Origin of the sequence: Streptomyces sp. NPDC052114, assembly GCF_040680155.1 — a bacterium.
In the GTDB taxonomy this organism is placed as follows: Bacteria; Actinomycetota; Actinomycetes; order Streptomycetales; family Streptomycetaceae; genus Streptomyces.
The window spans coordinates 13137-33497 of sequence record NZ_JBFAWC010000004.1; the positions used below are offsets into that span (position 1 = coordinate 13137).

20 protein-coding genes are annotated in these 20361 nt (G+C 71.8%); 13 read left to right on the forward strand and 7 right to left on the reverse strand.

Features of this window, described 5'->3' with window-relative positions; all coding sequences use genetic code 11:
• Positions 1-126 precede the first annotated feature (126 nt).
• The 5 genes from AB0L89_RS10060 (at position 127) to AB0L89_RS10080 (ending at position 3976) form a co-directional block, all read left to right on the forward strand.
• Complete coding sequence (locus tag AB0L89_RS10060; RefSeq protein WP_365137283.1) at positions 127-720, forward strand: histidine phosphatase family protein; 594 nt, start codon at positions 127-129, stop codon at positions 718-720.
• A 126-nt stretch (positions 721-846) separates the two neighbouring features.
• The gene (locus tag AB0L89_RS10065; RefSeq protein WP_365137286.1) at positions 847-1752 is read left to right on the forward strand and encodes a TIGR03619 family F420-dependent LLM class oxidoreductase; all 906 of its coding nucleotides are present in this window, start codon (positions 847-849) and stop codon (positions 1750-1752) included.
• Between the two features lie 28 nt (positions 1753-1780).
• Entirely contained in the window at positions 1781-2425 is a 645-nt protein-coding gene (locus AB0L89_RS10070) for a hypothetical protein (protein WP_365137289.1), read from the forward strand.
• Between the two features lie 96 nt (positions 2426-2521).
• Positions 2522-2944: a thioesterase family protein gene (locus tag AB0L89_RS10075; protein ID WP_365137292.1), complete on the forward strand. Its 423-nt coding sequence runs from the start codon at positions 2522-2524 to the stop codon at positions 2942-2944.
• 207 nt (positions 2945-3151) lie between these two features.
• Positions 3152-3976 (forward strand): endonuclease, encoded by an 825-nt coding sequence (locus AB0L89_RS10080; RefSeq protein ID WP_365137295.1) that lies wholly within the window; start codon positions 3152-3154, stop codon positions 3974-3976.
• 6 nt (positions 3977-3982) lie between these two features.
• Here AB0L89_RS10080 and AB0L89_RS10085 read toward each other — a convergent pair whose 3' ends face one another.
• Complete coding sequence (locus AB0L89_RS10085; RefSeq protein WP_365137298.1) at positions 3983-4882, reverse strand: aldo/keto reductase; 900 nt, start codon at positions 4880-4882, stop codon at positions 3983-3985.
• Between the two features lie 95 nt (positions 4883-4977).
• On the opposite strand from AB0L89_RS10085, the gene AB0L89_RS10090 reads away from it, so the two are divergent.
• Positions 4978-5712 carry a DNA-binding response regulator gene (locus AB0L89_RS10090; RefSeq protein ID WP_365137301.1) on the forward strand — a complete coding sequence of 245 codons (735 nt, stop codon included), beginning with the start codon at positions 4978-4980 and terminating at the stop codon, positions 5710-5712.
• Between the two features lie 159 nt (positions 5713-5871).
• The gene (locus AB0L89_RS10095) at positions 5872-6678 is read left to right on the forward strand and encodes an SAM-dependent methyltransferase (RefSeq protein ID WP_365138530.1); all 807 of its coding nucleotides are present in this window, start codon (positions 5872-5874) and stop codon (positions 6676-6678) included.
• Positions 6679-6734: 56 nt separating this feature from the next.
• Here the strand turns inward: AB0L89_RS10095 and AB0L89_RS10100 are convergent, their stop codons facing one another.
• Together AB0L89_RS10100 and AB0L89_RS10105 are read right to left on the reverse strand one after the other, a co-directional pair.
• Positions 6735-7574 carry a methyltransferase domain-containing protein gene (locus tag AB0L89_RS10100; RefSeq protein ID WP_365137304.1) on the reverse strand — a complete coding sequence of 280 codons (840 nt, stop codon included), beginning with the start codon at positions 7572-7574 and terminating at the stop codon, positions 6735-6737.
• Positions 7575-7659: 85 nt separating this feature from the next.
• Positions 7660-8151 (reverse strand): ATP-binding protein, encoded by a 492-nt coding sequence (locus AB0L89_RS10105; protein ID WP_365137307.1) that lies wholly within the window; start codon positions 8149-8151, stop codon positions 7660-7662.
• Between the two features lie 156 nt (positions 8152-8307).
• Between AB0L89_RS10105 and AB0L89_RS10110 the strand changes: the two genes are divergently transcribed.
• Complete coding sequence (locus AB0L89_RS10110) at positions 8308-9141, forward strand: helix-turn-helix transcriptional regulator (RefSeq protein ID WP_365137310.1); 834 nt, start codon at positions 8308-8310, stop codon at positions 9139-9141.
• On the forward strand, positions 9138-9398 hold the full coding sequence (locus AB0L89_RS10115; RefSeq protein ID WP_365137313.1) for a DUF397 domain-containing protein: 261 nt from the start codon (positions 9138-9140) through the stop codon (positions 9396-9398). Before AB0L89_RS10110 ends, AB0L89_RS10115 begins: the two co-directional genes overlap by 4 nt.
• Here the strand turns inward: AB0L89_RS10115 and proP are convergent.
• From proP to AB0L89_RS10130, 3 genes are all read right to left on the reverse strand, one after another.
• Complete coding sequence (gene proP, locus AB0L89_RS10120; protein ID WP_365137316.1) at positions 9389-10858, reverse strand: glycine betaine/L-proline transporter ProP; 1470 nt, start codon at positions 10856-10858, stop codon at positions 9389-9391. The genes AB0L89_RS10115 and proP overlap by 10 nt on opposite strands.
• Positions 10859-11042: 184 nt before the next feature.
• Positions 11043-12884 (reverse strand): alpha-L-fucosidase, encoded by a 1842-nt coding sequence (locus tag AB0L89_RS10125; RefSeq protein ID WP_365137319.1) that lies wholly within the window; start codon positions 12882-12884, stop codon positions 11043-11045.
• 199 nt (positions 12885-13083) lie between these two features.
• Positions 13084-13701: a TetR/AcrR family transcriptional regulator gene (locus tag AB0L89_RS10130; protein WP_365137322.1), complete on the reverse strand. Its 618-nt coding sequence runs from the start codon at positions 13699-13701 to the stop codon at positions 13084-13086.
• A gap of 124 nt (positions 13702-13825) precedes the next feature.
• On the opposite strand from AB0L89_RS10130, the gene AB0L89_RS10135 reads away from it, so the two are divergent.
• Positions 13826-14989 carry an oxidoreductase gene (locus AB0L89_RS10135; RefSeq protein ID WP_365137325.1) on the forward strand — a complete coding sequence of 388 codons (1164 nt, stop codon included), beginning with the start codon at positions 13826-13828 and terminating at the stop codon, positions 14987-14989.
• Here the strand turns inward: AB0L89_RS10135 and AB0L89_RS10140 are convergent.
• Complete coding sequence (locus AB0L89_RS10140; protein WP_365137328.1) at positions 14922-15758, reverse strand: maleylpyruvate isomerase family mycothiol-dependent enzyme; 837 nt, start codon at positions 15756-15758, stop codon at positions 14922-14924. The genes AB0L89_RS10135 and AB0L89_RS10140 overlap by 68 nt on opposite strands.
• A gap of 131 nt (positions 15759-15889) precedes the next feature.
• On the opposite strand from AB0L89_RS10140, the gene AB0L89_RS10145 reads away from it, so the two are divergent.
• The 3 genes from AB0L89_RS10145 to AB0L89_RS10155 all read left to right on the forward strand — a co-directional run bounded on the left by AB0L89_RS10145 (position 15890) and on the right by AB0L89_RS10155 (position 20317).
• Complete coding sequence (locus tag AB0L89_RS10145; RefSeq protein ID WP_365137331.1) at positions 15890-16828, forward strand: MerR family transcriptional regulator; 939 nt, start codon at positions 15890-15892, stop codon at positions 16826-16828.
• Positions 16829-16837: 9 nt separating this feature from the next.
• A complete protein-coding gene (locus AB0L89_RS10150) occupies positions 16838-17383 on the forward strand; it encodes a GNAT family protein (RefSeq protein WP_365137334.1) in 546 nt (181 codons plus the stop codon).
• A 732-nt stretch (positions 17384-18115) separates the two neighbouring features.
• Positions 18116-20317, forward strand: coding sequence for an alpha-N-acetylglucosaminidase (locus AB0L89_RS10155; RefSeq protein ID WP_365137337.1), 2202 nt, complete (start codon positions 18116-18118; stop codon positions 20315-20317).
• Positions 20318-20361: the final 44 nt, after the last annotated feature.

Here is a 20361-nt window from a genome sequence, read left to right on the forward strand (position 1 = left end):
GCGGGTGGTGTGGGGGGGGGGGGGGGGGGGGGGGGGGGGGGGGGGGGGGGGGGCGGCGGGGGGGGGGGGGGGCGGCCGGCCCCCCCCCACCACCGGGAACAACCGTTGAACAGGAATGGCGCGACCATGGGTGATCTGCTCCTCGTACGGCACGGCGAGACCGAATGGGCGCTCTCCGGGCAGCACACCAGCTGGACGGAGATCCCCCTCACGGACAACGGCCGGGCGCAGGCCCGCTCGCTGGCGCCGCTCATCGGCGGGTTCCGGATCGGCGCGGCGTTCACCAGCCCGCGCGGGCGCGCGCGGGAGACGGCGGAGCTCGCCGGGTTCGGCGACGCGCGGGTCGACCCCGATCTGAGCGAGTGGGAGTACGGCGCGTACGAGGGCGTCACGACCGTCGAGATCCACCGGACGCGCCCGGACTGGTACCTCTTCACGCACGGCGTGGCCCCCGGCCCGCCGGCGCATCCCGGGGAGAGTCCGGAGCAGGTCGGCGAGCGGGCCGACCGCATGCTGGCGAAGGTGGACGCCGCCCTCGCGAACAACGAGGGCAGTGTGGTCCTCTTCGCGCACAGCCACTTCCTGCGCGTCCTCGCGGCCCGGCGCCTCGGTCTGCCCCCGTCGGGCGGCTCGATGTTCCTCCTGGCCACCGGCACGGTGAGCCGCCTGAGCACGGAGCACGGGCGCCCGGTGGTGGCGAGCTGGAACCTTCGTCCGTAGGGGGCGGGGGTACGGGGACGTTCGTCGGGTCCCCTCCGCGGCGATCCGCGCGCCCGGTGTCCCACAACCGGTTCACCCCGTACCCCAGTTCGACAGCCCCTGGCTTGATCATCAAGACTGGCGCGCATGCGATACGGCGTTAACCTCCTCAACTTCGGTTCCGGCACCACCCCCGACTCCCTCGTGCGACAGGCGACCGACGCCCGCGAGCTCGGCTTCGAGTTCGCGATGATCTCCGACCACATCGCGGTGACCCCGGACGTCCACGAGGTCTATCCGGCGCCGTTCTACGACCAGTTCGTGCTCGCCGCGCACCTCGCGGGCCGGGTGCCGGGGCTGCGGCTCGGCACCACCATCACCGTCATCCCCTACCGCCACCCCCTCCAGACCGCCCGCCTCGCCGCCAACATCGACCGGCTCAACGACGCCGGGTTCATCCTCGGTGCCGGAGTGGGCTGGTCCGCCGCCGAGTACGAGGTGCTCGGCGTCCCCTTCCGCGAGCGCGGCGCGATCACCGACGAGTACCTCACGGCGATCCGCGCCGCCTGGCGCGAGGACCCGACGTCGTTCCACGGCAGGTACGTCTCGTACGACGGTGTCCGCACCGCCCCCGCCCCCGCGTCCCGCCCGGGGCTGCCCGTCTGGGTCGGCGGCAACTCCCCCGCGGCGCAGCGCCGCGCGGCCCGGCTCGGCGAGGCCTGGCACCCGTTCATGCCGACCCGCGACCTGCTCGGCGCGGCCCTCCCCCGCATCGCCGCCGAGGCAGAGGCCGCGGGGCGTCCCGTGCCGGACCTCGCGCCCCGCCTCCAGCTCAGGATCGGCGAGCGGCAGGACACCGCCGAGCGCCCCCTCGGGCACGGCAGCGTCGACCAGATCCGCGGCGACCTGGAGACGCTGGCCGGTCTCGGCGCCACGGACGTGCTCCTGGACACCTACCCCGGCACGCCCGACGAGCGGGCGGACGCGGACGAGGACCGGCGGGTCCTGGAGCTGGTGATGTCAGTGGCACAGGGCACCATCGGAACCAGCTGACAGAACCGGCCGGGAAGGGGTGCGTGCGGTGAAGGACCCGACAGCCGTCCAGCGACGGATCATCGAGGCCGCGGACCCGGGGACGGGACGCCTGAGTGGCACCGAGGCCCAGTTGGCGGGCCTGGTGCGGGCCCGGCTCGCCTTCCGCCACCCGCGGCCCCCGCACGCGTACTTCCTCACCCCGGCCGGTCATCGCATACGGGACGGGGCCGTGGGCGCCGCCTCTCCGGCGGAAGCCGCCCCGCCACCGCCGCCCGCCCCCGCGCCGGGCGGCGTCTTCGCCGCGCGCACCGGCGCGGAGACCGACGCCGGGAGCGAGGGTCCCGCCCGCCTGCGGGAGGTCCGCGGCGCCTGGGAGGGCCTGGTCGAGCTGCGCCGCATGACGAACGCCGACGGCGCCCGCGACCGGCCCTGCGCCTGGGAGCGGACCCACCTGGTGCGGGCGGCGGCGCTCGCCCTGGAGGCGGCGGGCCTGCCGCCCGCGCGGCCGGGGCGCGACGGCTACCGCGTGGCGGACACCCCGCAGCCGGAGGCGGTCGAGGTGCGCGAGCCCTCGCCGGAGGGGCTGCGCGCCTGCGCCGCGGCGCTGGAGCGGGCGGGGTGGCAGGTCGGCGAGCACACCGCCCCGCGCGGGCGCGGCCGCTATCTGCTGGCCTCGCCGAGGAGGGTGTGAGCACGCCGGGAAGGGTGTCCGGCGTCACGGAATGGCGTGTCCCGCCGCAGAGTTGAACGCACCGAGCACCACCCCGAGATCACCGGAGGAAACACCGTGGCAGAGCCGTTTTCCGTGCGCGTCGGCGTCCGTGGATACGAGACGGACTCGCAGGGACACCTGAACCAGGCCGTCTACCTCCAGTACGCCGAGCACGCCCGCTGGTCCCTGCTGCGCGCGGCCGGCATCGAGCAGACCGACCTCCTGGACAAGGGAGTCGGCCCGGTGGTCCTGGAGAACACCGTCCGCTATCTCCGTGAACTGCGCGCGGGCGACGAGACGACGGTGAGCTGCGCGTTCGTCTGGGGTGAGCGCAAGACCTTCGGTGTCGAGCAGACGGTCACCAGGGCGGACGGCATGGTCGCCGCGACGGTCACCTCGGTGGGCGGGCTGCTCGACCTCAAGGAGCGGCGCCTGGTGGCGGATCCGCGGGAGTACTTCCGGGCGCTGGCGGCGGACCCGGCGGTGCTCGGCCTGTAGCGGCCCGCGGCGGACCGACAGGGGCGCCCTCTCCACGGCCTATCGGCCGTGTGCATGACATCGTTACCCAATGGTCCCAGGACGTTCACACGGCCACCCGTACATCCGTGCCACTCTCCCGGTGGTTGATTAGTCAACTCGCGTAGACCGCACGCTCATCAAGCGGGCGCGCGGCGCGCGAGGCCTCCGGGAAAGGACACACCCCACATGCCCGTCCCGCGCGTACGCCGCTGGAAACCCCTGGCCCTGACCGCCGCCGCGGTACTCGCCGGCATCACCGTGCCGGCCACCGCCACGGCCACCACCTCCCCCACACCCGCTCCGGCCCCCGCGTCCGTCGGCACCTACGACGACACGTACTACAAGGACGCGCTCGGCAAGACGGGCCCCGAACTCAAGGCCGCGCTCCACACGATCATCAGCGACCAGACCAAGCTGTCGTACGACCAGGTCTGGGACGCCCTCAAGAGCACCGACGAGGACCCCGCCAACAGCTCGAACGTGATCCTGCTCTACAGCGGGACCTCGCGGGCCAAGGCGAGCAGCGGCGGTGACCAGGGCGACTGGAACCGCGAGCACGTCTGGGCCAAGTCCCACGGGGACTTCGGCACGGCGACCGGTCCCGGCACCGACATCCACCACCTGCGTCCCGAGGACGTCGGGGTCAACAGCATCCGCGGCAACAAGGACTTCGACAACGGCGGCAGCGAGGTCGAGGGCGCCCCCGGCAACCTCACCGACGGCGACTCCTTCGAGCCCCGCGACGCGGTCAAGGGCGATGTGGCCCGCATGATCCTCTACATGGCCGTGCGGTACGACGGCGAGAGCGGCTTCCCCGACCTGGAGCCCAACGACAAGGTCGACAACGGCAGCGCGCCCGCCATCGGCCGCCTCTCGGTCCTGAAGCAGTGGAGCGACGAGGACCCGCCGGACGACTTCGAGAAGAACCGCAACCAGGTCATATTCGACAAGTTCCAGCACAACCGGAACCCGTTCATCGATCACCCGGAGTGGGTGAACGAGATCTGGTGAACCGGGCTAGGCCGTCCCGGCCGGCCCGGTGAGTTCGGTGAGTTCGGTGATGTCGGCCGCGTCCAGGCGGAGCGCGGCCGCCGTCACGTTCTCCTCCAGGTGGTCCGGGGACGACGTCCCCGGGATGGCCAGCATCGCCGGGGAGAGGGCGAGCAGCCACGCCAGCGTGACCTGCGCGGGCGTGGCACCGTGCCGGTCGGCCACCCGTCGCAGCGCCCCGAGATCGGGCGCTCCGGCGCCGCCGAACGGGAAGTAGGGCACGTACGCGATGTCCTGCGCGGCACACCGCTCCAGCAGCTCGTCGTGCTCGCGCGTCAGCGGGCTGAACCGGTTCTGGACGGCGGCGACCGGGGCGATCTCCTGCGCCTCGGCGAGCTGCCGCGGCGTGGCGCTGCTGACGCCGAGGTGCCGGATGAGGCCCTCCTCGCGCAGGGCGGCCAGCGTGGCGAAGCGGTCGCCGCCGGGGCCGTCGGTCCGCAGGAAGCGCAGATAGACCAGGTCGAGGTGGTCGCGGCCCAGCTCGCGGAGGTTGCGGTGCACGGCCGCGCGCAGCTCGGCGGGGTCGGCCGGGTCCATCCAGCTGCCGTCCGGGAAGCGGCCGGGACCGACCTTGGTGGCGATGACCAGGTCGTCGGAGTAGGGGTGCAGGGCCTTGCGGATGAGGTCGTTGGCCGCGATGTCCCCGTGGAAGTAGAACGCGGCCGTGTCGATGTGGTTCACGCCGAGGTCGTTCGCGCGGCGCAGGACCTCGATGCCCCGCGCGGGGTCGTGGGCCGGTCCGTCCCAGGTCGCCGCGGGCAGCCGCATCGCGCCGAATCCCATGCGGTGGACGGCGAGATCGCCGCCGATGCGGAACCGGCCGGCCGCGGCGGCCGGCGTGTCGTCGGTGTGCTTCGTGAGTGCCATGGCCGAGATCCTCTGCCGTACGCCCGTCGGGCGCGATCACGTGGCAGCTTGCTGCCATTGACCCCACGGGCACCTCGTCGCACACTGTGCGCACCATGCCGACCACAGCGAACGACACCGACCGCACGGTGCACTCCGACCGCACGGATCACACCGACCGGATCGTGTCCCTGCGCGGCGAGCGCGAGCTGGTGCGCCGGGCGGGCGCCCTGTTCACCGGGGCCCGCGAGGAGTTCCTGTGCGCGGCGGCGGACCTGGCGACCTTCTCGCCCGGGGTGAACGCCGCGTTCGCCGGGGGCAGGCGGCCCCCGCTGGAGCCGGGCGGCCTGGTGATGCGCAAGCTGTACACGCCGCGGGCGCTGGCGGACGACGCGGCGGAGCGGCGGCTCGTCAGGATCGCCGGTTCAGGAGCACAGGTGCGGATCTCGGCCGCGCCGCTCGCCCATGAGGCGATCGTCATCGACCGGCGCGTGGCGATCCTCGCGGGGGCGCCGGTCCGTGGCGTGCGGACGTTCACGGTGATCCGGTCGCCCGTCGCCGTCGAGGGCGTCAGGGCGCTGGTGCACGCGGCCTGGGAGACGGCGACCGACCTGGCCGAGTACCGGCGCACCAGGCCGCCCGCGCTGGACGCGGAGGCGCGGCGGATCCTGCGGGCGCTCGGCGCGGGGCACACGGACGAGGTGACGGCGCGGGAGCTCGGCATGTCCCTGCGTACGTACCGCAGACGGGTCGCGGAGCTGATGGCGGTGCTCGGGGCGACGTCCCGTTTCCAAGCGGGGCTGCGGGCCGCCGAGTTGGATTCCGGGACGTGGGGTGGGGCAGGCAATTGACGGCGGCATGGGACCGGCTAGATTGATGCGCGATCTACTTGATCATCGAACTACCCGTTTCGGTCATCGAAGTACGCGTGCCGCGACCGCGCCGCACCCGCCGTGCTCCGCACGTTCCAGGAGGCTCCCGTGTCAGACCAAGACCCCCAGCTCGGCCCCATCGACGCCGCCGAGGCCGCCGACGCGGCGGAGATCCGCGCGCGCATCGACACCAGCAAGCCGCATTCGGCGCGCTTTTGGAACTACTTCGTGGGCGGCAAGGACAACTACGAGAAGGACCGGGAGCTCGGCGACCACATCAAGGAGATCTTCCCGGGCCTGGTGGACGTGGCCCGCACCAGCCGGCACTTCCTGGGCCGCGCGGTGCGGCACCTGGCGGTCGACCAGGGCGTGCGGCAGTTCCTGGACATCGGCACGGGCCTGCCGACGGCGGACAACACGCACGAGGTCGCGCAGCGCGTGGCCCCTGACTCGCGCATCGTCTACGTCGACAACGACCCGCTGGTCCTCGCCCACGCCCGCGCCCTGCTGACGAGCACGGCCGAGGGCGAGACGGCGTACATCGACGCCAACCTCTACGAGCCGGAGGCGATCCTGGCAGAGGCCGGCAAGACGCTGGACCTCTCCGAGCCGGTCGCTCTGATGATCCTGAACACGCTCGGCCACGTCGCCGACTACGACCAGGCGAGGGACCTGATCTCGCGCCTCATGGCGGGCCTGCCGTCGGGCAGTTACCTGGTGATCAGCGACTCCACCTCGACGAGCGAGGGCATGATCGCGGCGTCCGACGAGTACAACAAGAGCGGCGCGATCCCGTACTACGTCCGCAGCGTCGACGAGATCGGCGGCTTCTTCGACGGCCTGGAGCTCGCGGACCCGGGCGTCGCCCAGGTCACCCGCTGGCGCGCGGAGTCGGAGGACCCGACCCCGGTCGACGCGTACGGAGCCGTGGGCCGCAAGCCGTAGGCGCGTGCCCACGGGCCCGGCGGCTTCGGCGGCTTCGGCGGACGGCCTTCCCCGCGCTACGCCGTGGCGTGGAAGAAGCCCCACTTGAGGTGCCCCTTGCGGCACGCGGAGGCCACCAGGGGCAGATTGGTCCGCAGGCGGTCCAGGTACTCGGCGCTCACGGCGGCCACGAGTTCCGGTGACGGCCTGCGGACCTCCTCGACGAGGCGTTCGTAGTGGGTCAGCAGGTGGTCGCCGAGGTCGTCGAAGGCCGCGTCGGCGAACCCGAGCGCCTTCAACTGACTTTCGTAGCGGCCCGGTGTGGCGAGATCGGTGATGTTCAGGCGCTCCGCGAGGGGCCGCACCTCGTCCTGGGGGGCGTCGTCGGCGGCCATGATGTCGGTGAAGACGAGACGGCCGCCGGCCCTGAGGACGCGCCGCGCCTCCCCCAGCGCCCTGGGCCTGTCCCCGCTGTGACAGAGGGCCTCCTGGGACCACACGACGTCGAACTCCCCGTCGGGGAAGGGGATGTCGTGGAAGGACCCGGTCACCACCTCGATGCGGTCGTCAAGACCGTGGGCCGCGTTGAGTTCGCGGTGGCGGTGGTTCTGGACCTCGCTGATGTTGAGGGCCACGACGCGGCAGCCGAAGCTCCTGGCGAGCCTGCGGGCCGCGCCCCCGTACCCCGAACCCAGGTCGAGCACCGCGGCGCCCTCGCCCAGCGCACGGCCCGCCGTCGCGGCCAGCCGCTCGACGGTTCGCCCGGCCGCCCGGTCGATCGGTTCGTCCGCGTCCTCGTACACCCCGACGTGGATGTCCTCCCCGCCCCAGGCGTGGGCGTAGAAGCCGTCGACGTCATCGGTGTTGTAGTACGCGCGTGCCACATCAGCGGTCCGAGCCGCGGTGTCGTCAGCCATGGATCATTCCTCGGCACGACCGCCCGGGCACAAACCTCTGCTTTCGGACAAGCGAGGCCGTCCCGCGCGGCGCCGGAATCCCGCCCTACCCGCCCATCGACCCCGCGACCGGCCTCGCCCTCGCGGCGGCCGTCCCGCGGCCCGCCCCGTCCGGCACGGCCAGCCGGGCCCAGACCGTCTTGCCGACCTCCCGCCCCGCCACGCCCCACTCGGCCGCCAGCGCCGCCACGATCACGAGCCCCCGGCCCGACTCCCCGTCGGGCACCGGGGGTTCGGGCTCGCGGGGCGGTACGCGTTCGGCGCGCGTGTCCGCCACCTCGATACGGAGCGTGTCCGCGTCCAGCGTCAGGACGAGCTCGAAGTCGCGGCCCGGCACGCGGCCGTGCGTCACCGCGTTCGCCGCCAGCTCGCCGACGACCGCCTCGGCCGCGTCCGACAGTTCGGTGTCGTACGCGATGCCCCAGCCGTCCAAGTGATACCTGGCCAGCCTGCGCGCGAGCCGCGCGCCCCGGGGTGTGGCACTGAGACGCTGGGTGAAGTTTCGTACGGATGTCTCTGGTCGGGCTTGGATCGGCATGCACCCAAGGTGACCCCTGCCCCGCGCGACTCGCCAGACACCGAACTCGTACGCTCGGTAATTGTACGAGTGCGAACAGTGGACAGTACGCGTAACGGACCGTGACCATGGGCGCGTTGGCGGGGAACGGTAAGCGAGCGTCAGGGGATACCCGTGATGTCGTCCAGCACGACGGGCAGCAACGAGCCCGAACCGACCGAAGGTCTCAAGGCTTTCGGAGCGGTCCTGAAGAGCTTTCGCAAACGCGCCGGGTACACGCAGGAGTCCCTGGCGCCGGAGATCGGCTACTCCACGCATTTCCTCGCCTCGATCGAGCAGGGCAGACGGTTTCCGCCGCCGGTGTTCGTCGACCGGTGCGAGGCCTCGCTGGATGCGTTCGGGACGCTGCGGGTGACAGCCAATCAGCTGTCGAAGCAGCGGGGCCTGGCGTCTTGGTTCCGCCGGTGGGCTCAGTTGGAGCGGGAGGCGATCGCTCTTTATACGTATGAGTGCCGGTTGATTCCGGGCTTGTTGCAGACCGAGGCGTACGCCAGGACGCTCTTCGAGGCCCGGGTGCCGATCCTTACGGACGAGGCGCTGGAAGACCAGGTGGCGGCCCGCATGGCACGGCAGGCACTGCTGCGGGAGCGACCGAACACGGCGTTCAGCTTCATCATCGACGAACACGTCTTCCTGCGGCGTACCGGCGGCACGGAGGTCACCCGAGAGCTCATCGACCACGTCCTGGAACTGACCGCTCCGAGGAACATCGACCTCCAGATCATGCCGCTCTCACAAGACGTGCATGCTGGGCTGAACGGGCCCATTCAGCTCCTGGAGACCCCGGACAACCGCTGGTTCGGATACTGCGAGGGCCAGGAAAGCGGCCAGTTCGTCTCCGACCCGAAGGTGATCAGCACCCTTCAGACGCGGTATGCGAAACTGCGCTCGCAGGCCCTCCGCCCCTCACAGTCCGTGGGTCTGCTGGAGCAACTGCGAGGAGCGCTATGAACACCGCGGGACTGGCCTGGTTCAAGAGCAGCTACAGCGGCGACTCCAGCGGGGATTGCGTAGAAGTCGCCCTCACCTGGCGCAAGTCCAGCTACAGCGGCGATGACAGCGGCGACTGCGTAGAGGTCGCCCCCTGCCCCGCCGCCATCCACATCCGCGACTCAAAGAACCCCGAAGGGCCGCGGCTCGCGCTCGCGCCCCGCGCCTGGGCGGCGTTCGTGGCGCACGCCGGGCGCGGAGCCCACCCTCACTGCTGACGCTGGGACTCCACCAGTTCCTGGGCCTCCTCGTCCGTCGCCACCGACGGCGGGGAGCCCTCCAGGGGCTGCCGCGCCGTCTCCTTCATCGCGGCGACCGCGACGATGCCGACGAGACCGGCGAGCATCGTGTAGAACGCGGGCATCAGGTCGTTCCCCGTGGCGCCGATCAGCGCCGCGACGACGAGTGGCGTCGTACCGCCGAAGAGCGAGACCGAGATGTTGAAGCCGATGGAGAGCGAGCCGTAGCGGACGTCCGTCGGGAAGAGCGCGGGGAGCGCGGAGGACATGACGCCGAGGTAGCAGACCAGGGAGAGGCCGAGGATCAGCAGGCCCGTGAAGACGGCGACCGTGCCGCCCTGCTTGATCAGGAGGAAGGCCGGCAGGGACAGCACGAAGAAGGCGATGGAGCCCGCCATCAGGACCGGCTTGCGGCCGATGCGGTCGGAGAGGCGGCCCACCGAGTTGATGAGGGCCATCAGGATCAGCATGACGATGACGATCGACATCAGGCCGCCGGTCTCGCCGAAGCCGAGCTGCGTGAGATACGTCGGCATGTACGACAGCAGCATGTAGTCGGTGATGTTGAACGCGGCGACGAGCGCGATGCACAGCAGCATCGCCCGCCACTGGCCGAAGAAGGACTCCGCGAAGGACTTCTTCTGGCGTTCCGCGGCCGGGCCGCCCTCCTCCATCTTCTGGAAGGCGGGCGACTCGTCGAGCTTCATCCGCAGGTAGAGGCCGATGAGGCCGAGCGGGGCCGCCACCAGGAACGGGATGCGCCAGCCCCAGGACTGCATGGCGTCGTCGCTGAGGCCCACGGTCAGGGCGGTGACCAGGACGGCGGCGACCGTGTAGCCGATGAGGGTGCCGAACTCCAGGAAGGAACCCCAGAAGCCGCGGCGCTTGTCGGGGGCGTACTCGGCGATGAACGTCGCCGCGCCGCCGTACTCGCCGCCGGTCGAGAAGCCCTGGACCATGCGGCACAGGACGAGCAGCACCGGCGCCCAGAAGCCGATCGTGGCGTAGCTGGGGATCAGACCGATCGCGAGCGTCGCCGTCGACATCATGATCATGGTGAGCGCGAGGATCTTCTTGCGGCCGACGCGGTCGCCGAGCGGGCCGAAGAACATGCCGCCGATCGGGCGCACGAGGAAGGCCGCGGCGAAGGTGGCGAGCGAGGAGAGGGTCTGGGCGGTGTCGTTGCCGGAGGGGAAGAACTCCTTGCCGATGATCACGGCGAGGTAGGCGTAGACGCCGAAGTCGTACCACTCCATGGCGTTGCCCAGCGCGGTCGCCTTGACCGCCCGCTTGACCTGGGCCTCTTCGGTGACCGTGATGTCCGAGCGGCGCAGGCGCGGGTTCTTGCGGCGGTGGATCGCGCGGAACAGCGTGCGGTGCCGGGCCACCGCCTCCGGCGCGGGCTGTGCCGGTGTTTCGGGGGCTTCGGGCGCGCTCACGGGTCGTTCGTCTCTTCCTGTCGTACGTGCTGGGACCTGATCAGACGTCGATCAACACTGCCAAGCCGGGTGACGGGAAAGTGCCCGCCAATGGTCCTTACGACAAGGGCCCCAAGTCCCCTGCGGCAGGGGACTTGGGGCCCGATTCGCGACAAACCGACCTGTCAGGACGGGTCGGTGCCGGTCAGCGCGGGTACAACTGGCTCTTCGGGACGATCTGCTGCTCCTGGCCGGGGCTGGACCACAGCAGCTTCAGGTGTGCCTCGCCGGTCTGTTCCGCGTACTCGACCTTGATGGAGTGCCGCTTCCCTGCGGTGAGGGCGACCTGCGCCTTGTCGAGTCTCGGCTCGTGCGGCGACCAGGAGTCGATGACCAGCTTGCCATCGATCCAGACGCGGGCCATGTCGTCGGAGACGGTCGTCAGGGTGTACGTCTCCGAGCGGCGGGGCTCGATCGAGCCGGTCCAGCGGACGCCGAAGTCGTCCGCGGGGATCGAGGCGGCCGGCGAACCGGTGTACTTCCAGGCGTGGTTGAGGGTGGCGTCGGTGCGGGTGACCTTCGGCGCGCCGTCGAGCGCCGCGTTGTCGAAGATCTCCTGCTTGAGGCCCTTGCCCTTGCCGGGGCGGGCCGTCGGGCCGGGGTCGACCCTCAGCTCGATCACGGTCGCCGTGTCGTTGGTGGCGGCGCCCGACGGAGTGAGGTCGTAGCCGTCGCCGGACTTGGCGACCGTCACCTTCTGGTCGCTGCCGAGCACCCGGGCGCCCTTCACGGCGAAGTCCGTACGCGCCTTCAGGTGCAGGGAACCGCCGGCGGCCGGCCACTGGGTGACGGCGGCGTAGAGCTTGTCGCCCTTGCGGCTCACGTGGCCCCAGCCGGGCTCCTCGACGAGGCCGCCGTAGCGGGCGCCGAAGACGGCCTCGCCCTGGCCGTCCTTCCGCAGCCAGTCGCCCATCTGCCGGAGGCGGTCGACGGAGGGCCGCGGGACGCGACCGCGGGCGTCGGGGCCGACGTTCAGGAGGTAGTTGCCGCTGCGGGAGGTGGTGGAGAGGAGGTTGCGGGTCAGGGTCTGGGCCGACTTCCAGTTCTCGTCGTAACGCGCGTACCCCCAGTGGCCGTTGAGGGTCATGCACGACTCCCAGAGCTGGCCGTCGACGGGGGCGCCGGGGATCTCCTGCTCGGGGGTGCCGTAGTCGCCGTCGACGACTCGGCGCTTGCCGACGCGGTTGTTGATGACGAGGTCGGGGTCGAGGCCGCGCAGGTAGGCCTCAAGGCGCTCGCCGTCCTTCGCCGTCCAGGGGTTGTGGGGGTTGTCGGTGTCCCACTCGCCGTCGAACCAGAGCAGCGCCGGGTCGTAGGTGTCGACCAGCTCCTTGAGCTGGGCGTACATGCGCTTCTCGTACTTCGGGAAGGTGGCCGGGTCCGGGAAGTCCTTGTCGTGCCAGTCCCAGATCGAGTAGTAGAAGCCGAGTTTGATCCCGGCGTCGTCGGACGCCTTCTTCAGCTCCGCGAGGATGTCGCGGTTCTTGTCGAAGGAGGAGTGGTCGCGCAGGTTCCAGTCGTTCACCTTCGTCGGCCACATCGCGTAGCCCTCGTGATGCTTGGACGTGATGACGATGTAGCGCATCCCGGCGTCCTTGGCCGCCTTGACGACGGCCTTCGCGTCGAAGTCCGCGGGGTTGAAGGACTGCGCCTGCTTCTCGTACGCGTCCATGGGGATGTCGCACTGACGCTTGATCCACTCGGCGTCGCGGCAGACGGTGCCGTCGGGGCGCCGGTACTCCCCCTCCAGGTTCGAGTAGGCGCCGAAGTGGATGAACATGCCGAAGCGGTCCTGACGGAACCAGTTGGTGCGGTCGGCGGTGAAGGGGTCGTCGGAGGCGTGGTCCGTGCCGGGGCCTGCGGCCGGCTCGGACGTGTTCGGCCGCTCGGTCCGGGCCGCGGCTTCTTCCGCGGTGGCGGAGGGGACGGCGGTGCCCGCGAGGGTCGCGGCGAGGAGCAGGGCGATTCCAGTGGCTCTGTGGCGCATGGGGCGGCTCCCGGGGTTCCCTGGATTGGGGGGTCGCTCGGGAACGTAGGGATGAATACATCGGATGTCAATGGGGGTTGGTGGGGGCAACTTTGGCGCTGTGGTGGGTAGTTGAGGGTCCATGGAGACGTGAGGGCGACTACCGGTCCGATGAATCAGGTGCGGCGCGGTCAGCGCCGCGGCCCTCACGCGTCTCCGCTCAGGCAGGCGGCACCAGGACGCGGGCATGCGCGGCGGCCAGCGCGATCCGGACCGCGTACTCCGCGGTCGACTCGTCGACCGGCTCGCCGGTGAATACCAGCCGGAAGTAGATCGGCGCGGCGAGGGCCTTCAGGAGTTCGGCCGGATCGGTGCCCATGGGCAGTTCGCCGCGCTCGACAGCGCGGGTGACGACGACGGCCGCCCGCCGGAACCGGTCGACGAAGACGCCGTTCTTCACCTCGGCCAGCCGCGGGATGCGGACGGCGTCCGACAGGACGGTGGCGAGCAGGGCCTGCCCCGCCTGCGTGGCCATGGTGGCGATCAGCGTGCGGGCCAGCTCGCGCAGGTCGCCCTCCACCGCACCGGTGTCGGGGACCGGGATGTCCTCGGCGAAGTGCCTGGCGATCGCGTCGGCGACAAGGCTGTCGGAGTCCGTCCAGTTCCGGTAGATCGTCGTCTTGTGGACCCCGGCGCGTTGGGCGACACCTTCGACGGTCAGCGCCGCATAGCCGACCTCCGTCAGTTCGGTGACGGCCGCTTCCAGCACGGCCGCACGCATCCTCTTGCCCCGCCCCACGGGACGGCCGGGATCCGAGGGCGACACGGATGACTCCATTGCAACTCCTGGTTGCGTTAATGGCGGGCGTATGACAGCCTCCAATCTATCGCAACTGAGAGTTGCAATATGGCTGTGCTCTCTGGCGCAGCAGGTACGCGTACCCGCCACGGATTGAGGCTCCATGCCCCGCGATCTCCGTACATCCGCTCATCTCTCGCTCCGCGCCCACGGCTGCGCGGCCACGAACAGAGCCGCCCGCCGTCCTCGCCCCGCCTGTTGCCGTTCCCGGCACTCGGCGCCACAGGCGGTCCCTGATCCGAGGTGGACGCTGGACTCCATTCCCGACCAGACCGGACGGCTGGCCGTGGTCACCGGCGCCAACAGCGGCATCGGATACGTCACCGCCCGCGAACTCGCCCGCCGCGGCGCCCACATCGTCCTCGCCTGCCGCCACCACGAGCGCGGACGGCACGCGTTACAACGGCTGCGGTCCGAAGTGCCGGACGCCCAGGCCGAGCTGCGCAGCCTGGACCTCGCCGACCTGGAGTCCATCCGCCGCTTCGCCCAGGACTGGAACCACGGCCGACTGGACCTCCTGGTCAACAACGCCGGCATCGCGATGGTCCCCTTCTCCCGGACCGTCGACGGCTTCGAGTCGCAGTTCGGCACCAACCACCTCGGCACCTTCGCCCTCACGGGCCTGCTCATGCCCCATCTGCTCGCCGCCGCCGACCCTCGCGTGGTCACCGTCAGCAGCGAAGGCCAACGATTCGCCCGGTTCGACATGAGCAACCTCAACGCGGAGCGCCGCTACCGAGCGGCATTCGCCTACGTGCAGTCCAAGCGGGCCAATCTCCACTTCGCCATGGAGCTCCAGCGCAGGGCAGAAGCGGCCGGGCTGGGGCTGCGCAGCATGGCTGTCGCCCCCGGGCTCACCCGCTCCAACGTACTCACCGGCGGCGCCAACAGCACGAGAGGCCGCGTGTACGGCGCCCTCACGAGTTCACTCGTACGCATCGCGTTCCGCCCCGCGCTGGAGGGTGCCAAGACCTCCCTCTACGCCTCGACCTCGCCCGGCCTTCCCGGAGGCAGCTATGTGGTGCCCGACGGGCCGCTCCAGCTCCGAGGCGAACCCGTCCTTCGCACCAAGGAGCGTGCCGCCCGCGACACGCTCACGGCCCACCACTTGTGGGCGCTCTCGGAACAGCTCACCGGCGTGACCTACCCACTGCCCGCCCGACGGGCGGCCCATCAACCGCTCACCGGTCCAGAAGACATCAACTCCAGGCACGTTCACAGGCCGTCAGCCAGTCCGTCGGGAGGGCCGCGTCGCCCTTCACCGTGACGCGGTCGTCCTCCTGCGGGATGCGGCGGGTCAGCAGGAGCATCAGGTGGGCCGCCTCGCCCGAGGCGACCACGTCGGCCTCCGCGGCCGGGCCGCGCTTCCAGCGGGGGCCTTCCGGGGTCCTGGTGATCAACCAGCCGGGTGCGGCGCCGTGTTGGCTCGGGTCGTGTTGGCTCGGGTCGTGTTGGCTCGGCTGGAATCCGAGCCGCTCGCCGTCGCCGCGCAGTTCGGTGACGGCGGGCCGGAGCGCGGCGAAGGCGGGCGTGGCCAGGAGGGTGAGGTTCTCGGTGATCACCTCGGCCGCGAGGTCGGCGGCGACCTCGAAGGGCGCGCCCGTCGCGGACGCGGCGTCGTAGTGGTGGACGCAGGTGTCGCCCAGCATCCTGCGCAGCCAGAAGAGGGCGGGCCGGGGGCCGAGGAACGTGTCGAGAGCGGTGTCCGCGCCGATGTCCCTTACCGCATCGATCAGTTCGTCGGCGCCCTCGCGCAGCCAGGCGGCCCAGGTGTCGGGGGCACCGGGGTCCGCCTCCCACGGGTCAGGGACCGGCAACTGCCCCCGGCTGCGCAGGATGTCGGCCGCCCAGCGGTGTTCCTGGCCGACGTGTCCCACGAGCGTGCGCAGCGGCCAGTCCGGGCAGGTGGGGACCGGGGTGTCCGGGTCCTGGCCGACGACCGTGTCGGCAAGTCCGCCGGTCTGCTCCCGAAGTCCCTCCAGGAGGCGGGCGGTGTCCGGTGTCGGTGTCGGTGTCGTTCTCGTTGCCATCGCCATGGTGAAGCTCCTCTCGCGGGGTGACGTCGGTACGGTAGGAACTCCAGTCCACTGGAGATTCAAGTCCCCTTGGGGCATTGCATTGGTGGGCGTTGCGTTGGCGGAGGTTGCGCTGGTGGAGGTTGCGTCCGTTGCTCGCTGAGACGCTCGGGATCGGTGACCTGGCGCGGCTGACCGGTCTGCCGGTGCGGACCATCCGCTTCTACTGCGACGAGGGCGTCGTCGGCTCGGTGCGCAGCACGGGCGGGCACCGCAGGTTCGGCCCGGCGGCCGTCGAGCGGCTCATGCTGGTGAGGCGGCTGCGCCGGCTGGGCCTCGGGCTGTCCGCCGTACGGGACGTACTCGACGGCGAGCGTTCCGTGGGCGAGGCCGTCGCGGCCGAGCGGTCCTCGCTCGATGCCCGGATCGCCGAACTGGCCTGGCGCCGCGCCTCGTTGCGCGCCGTCGAGGAGGCTGCGGGCCCCGCCGAACGGGACGCGCGCCTCGACCTCCTGGCCGCCGTGGAGAACGGCACCGCCGCGCACGACGCGCTCGTCGACTTCTGGCGCCGCACGATGGTGGCCCCGGTGTCCGAGGCGATGCTCCGCGCGTTCGTGTCCATCGCCGTGCCGGACCCGCCGACGGACCCTTCGCCTCGGCACGTCGTGGCGTTCGCCGAACTGTTCGCGCTGGCCGGGGACCGTGCGTTGGCGCGCGGTCTCCTGGACCGGGCGCGTACCCATGGTCATCTGCTGCTGGACGAGGACGAGTTGGTGGCCGGAATCGGCGAGGCGTGCGCGCTGGCGGAGCCGTTGGTGCGGGCGGGCGGGGCGCCCGGTGCGGGTCCCGCCCTCGACGCGTTCGTGGCGGCGCACGCGTCGGTGCGGGGCGCTCGGGACACGGCGGGGTTCCGGGGGCGGCTGGCGGAGTACGTGGCGGTGGACCGCTCGCCCCGCATGCGGCGGTACTGGCGGCTGGCCGCCGAGGCGGGCGGGTCCGCGGTGACGGTCGGCACGACGTATCTGTGGCTGACCGACGCGCTCGCGGGGTCGGTGGAAATGGGGTTGCCGCAGGTCGGGGCGGTCGGATAGGAAGCTCGCATGCTTAAAGGCGGCAAGGTCGGGCTCAGGGCCCGGCACGAGGACGACGTCCCGATCCTGCGGACCGAGCTCTACAACGACGTGGTCAACGCGGCACGGGCCGAGGGCGGGCCGTGGCGGCCGATTCCGCCCGGCACGAAGGACCCTCGTCTCGTGGTGGACGAGACGCAGCAGGGCAGCGTTCCGTTCTCCGTGGTGGAGCTGGAGGGCGGGACCCTCGTCGGCACCGCGACGCTGTGGGGCATCGACACCCACAACCGGTGCGCGCACATCGGCCTCGGGCTGCTGCCGAGTGCCCGGGGCAAGGGGTACGGCACGGATGTGGTCGGGGCGCTGTGCACCTACGGCTTCGTGGTGCGGGGCCTGCGGCGGCTGCAGATCGAGACGCTGGCGGACAACACGGCGATGCTGCGCTCGGCGGAACGCAACGGGTTCGTCCGCGAGGGCGTACTGCGGTCCTCGGCGTGGGTGATGGGCGAGTTCCTGGACGAGGTCCTGCTGGGCCTCTTGGCAGAGGAATGGAAGCCGGGCTCGACGGAGTCGTAGGGGTCCGGGGTCTGGCGGGGCGCCCTTGGACGGGGCCGCCTGCCGCCCGTCCTGGGCGCGGGTGCGTGGGCGTCTGCGCCTTGGCGGTCTGCGCCTGTTGTCCGCCTGTGGGGCGGGGCCGCGGGGGTATGTGCGTACTCGCCATCCCTACGCCCCGCCCAACGGACAAAGACGCCAGCGTGTGCTCGGTGCTCCGTTCGCACATACCCCCACGTCCCCTCGGGAGCGCGTGCGCCTGCCGGCCGGTGGGGGCCGTTGTGCCGGTGCTGCGGTGGGCGGGCCCCTGCCGCTCCCGCTGTGGGCAGCGGCGCGGTGGCGAACCAGCCGTCCCCGCTGTGGGCAGGCGTTCCGCAGGGCGGAACGGGTGGGCACAGCCCCCGGTGCTGGGCAGCGGGAAGTGTGGCTCCAGCCCCGGCGCAGCCGGTCCCGCAGGGCGGTGCGGGGTAAACGGGCGGGTGGGTGGGGAAGACCCGGCGCGGAGCGCCGGGAAGCGGACCGTGCCGGGCAGCGGCAAAGGTGGCACCCGCCCCGTTCGGGGCACCCGGGGCCGGGCCGCGATGAAGGTGGCCCCCGCCCTCGCGCAGGCGGGGAAGAACCCCGGGGCCGGGCAGCGATGAAGCAGGCAGCCGCCCCGGCGTGGTCAAGGCACGGGCACGGGCCCGGTTGCAGGACGGGCCACACGGGGGAAGAGATTCCCGCACCCGCGCCCCCACTCCGAACAACGGAGCCCGCATGCCACTGCCCCGCCGCACCTTCCTCACCGGCCTCGCCGGCACCGCCGCAGCCTGCACCGGCACCGGAACCGGCACCCCCGCCAACGCCACCGCCAACGCCCCGCGCGAGCGGCCCGCGTACGACGCCGCCCGGCGCCTCCTCCCTCACCACGGCGACCAGCTCACCTTCCACACCGCCCCGCCCCGGGGCGACAACCTGGATTTCTTCGAGGTCACCGGCCGCCGGGGACACCTCACGATCACCGCGACCAGCCCCGCCACCCACCTCACGGGCCTGCGGCACTACCTGAAGACCGTCACCCACGCCACCCTCACCTGGGCCGGCAGCTGCGTCGACCTGCCCGACCTCCTCCCCGCCCCCGCCGAACCCCTCACCGGCCGCGCCAACACCCCGCACCGCTTCGTCCTCAACGACACCAACGACGGCTACACCGGCGCGTATCACGACTGGGACTACTGGCAGCGCGAGATCGACGTCCTCGCGCTCCACGGCTACAACGAGGTCCTCGTCTACGCGGGCGCCGACGCCGTCTACCACCGCGCCTTCCAGGAGTTCGGGTACTCGGACGAGGAGCTGCGGGCGTGGATTCCCGCCCCCGCCCACCAGCCCTGGTGGCTCCTGCAGAACATGTCCGGCTTCCCCCACCCCGTGTCGCGCCGCCTCCTCGACGCCCGCGCCCGCCTCGGCCGCCGCATCTGCGACCGGCTGCGGGAGCTGGGCATGACGCCGGTCCTGCCCGGCTACTTCGGCACCGTGCCGCCCGGCTTCGAGGAGCGGAACCCGGGCGCGAGAACCGTCCCGCAGGGCGACTGGGTGGGGTTCGCGCGACCGGACTGGCTGGATCCGCGCACCGGCCACTTCGCGCGCGTGGCCGGCGCGTTCTACCGCGCCCAGGACGCCCTGTTCGGACCGTCCACGATGTACAAGATGGACCTGCTCCACGAGGGCGGAAAGCCCGGTGACGTCCCCGTCGGCGACGCCGCCAAGGGGGTAGAGAAGGCTCTGCGCACCGCCCATCCGGGCGCGACCTGGGTCATCCTCGGCTGGCAGCACAACCCGCCCAAGGCCATCACCGATGCCGTGGACAAGGAAAGGATGCTCGTCGTCGACGGGCTCTCCGACCGCTTCCCGGACGTCACCGACCGCGAGTCCGACTGGGGCTCCACCCCGTACACCTTCGGCTCCATCTGGAACTTCGGCGGCCACACCACGCTCGGCGCCAACACCCCTGACTGGGCCGCGCTGTTCGAGGCCTGGCGCACGAAGGAGGGCAGCGCGCTGAGCGGCATCTCGCTCATGCCGGAGGCCGCCGACAACAACCCCGCCGCCTTCGCCCTCTTCTCGGAGCTCGCCTGGCGCGTCGGCGACCTGGACCTGAAGGCGTGGTTCGCCGAGTGGGCCGTGGCCCGGTACGGGGGCGCCGATCCGCATGCCGCCGCGGCCTGGGACGTCCTGCGCCGTACCGCCTACGGCACCACCCGTGCCGACGAGTGGGCCGAGGGCGCCGACGGGCTGTTCGGGGCGCGGCCCGACCTCGCGGTGACCTCGGCCGCCGCCTGGTCACCGAAGAAGCTGCGGTACGACGCGGCCGAGTTCGAACCCGCGCTCGGTGAACTGCTGGCCGTGCGGGCGGACTTGCGGGGCTCGTCCGCCTACCGGCGCGATCTCCTCGACGTCGCCCGTCAGGCCATCTCCAACCGCAGCCGCGTCCTGCTGCCGCGCGTCAAGGACGCGTACGAGAAGAAGGACGTACCGCTCTTCGACCGGCTCACCCGCGACTGGCTCGGCCTGATGGACCTGCTCGAACGCCTCGTCGCCACCGACGCGCGGCATCTGCTGGGGCGCTGGGTCGCCGACGCGAGGGCCTGGGGCGCGGACGAGCGGGAGAAGGAACAACTGGCCTACGACCAGCTGTCGTTGGTGACCGTGTGGGGCAACCGGTCCGGCGCGGACGCCGGGCTGCGCGACTACGCCAACCGCGAGTGGGCGGGGCTGGTCGGCGGACTCTACCGGCTGCGCTGGGAGCGGTACTTCAAGGAGCTGCGGGCCGCCCTCGCGGAGGGCCGCGAGCCCGGGAAGATCGACTGGTTCGCGATGGAGGACCGGTGGATCCGTGATCCCGGACGGCTCGCGACCCGCCCGACGGGGGACGTGCACGCGATCGCCGGGCAGGTGCGGACCAGGTTGAGCGCCCTCTAGCCAGGAGGCGCGGCGCCCCCTGCCCCGTGCGGGGCGAGGGGGCG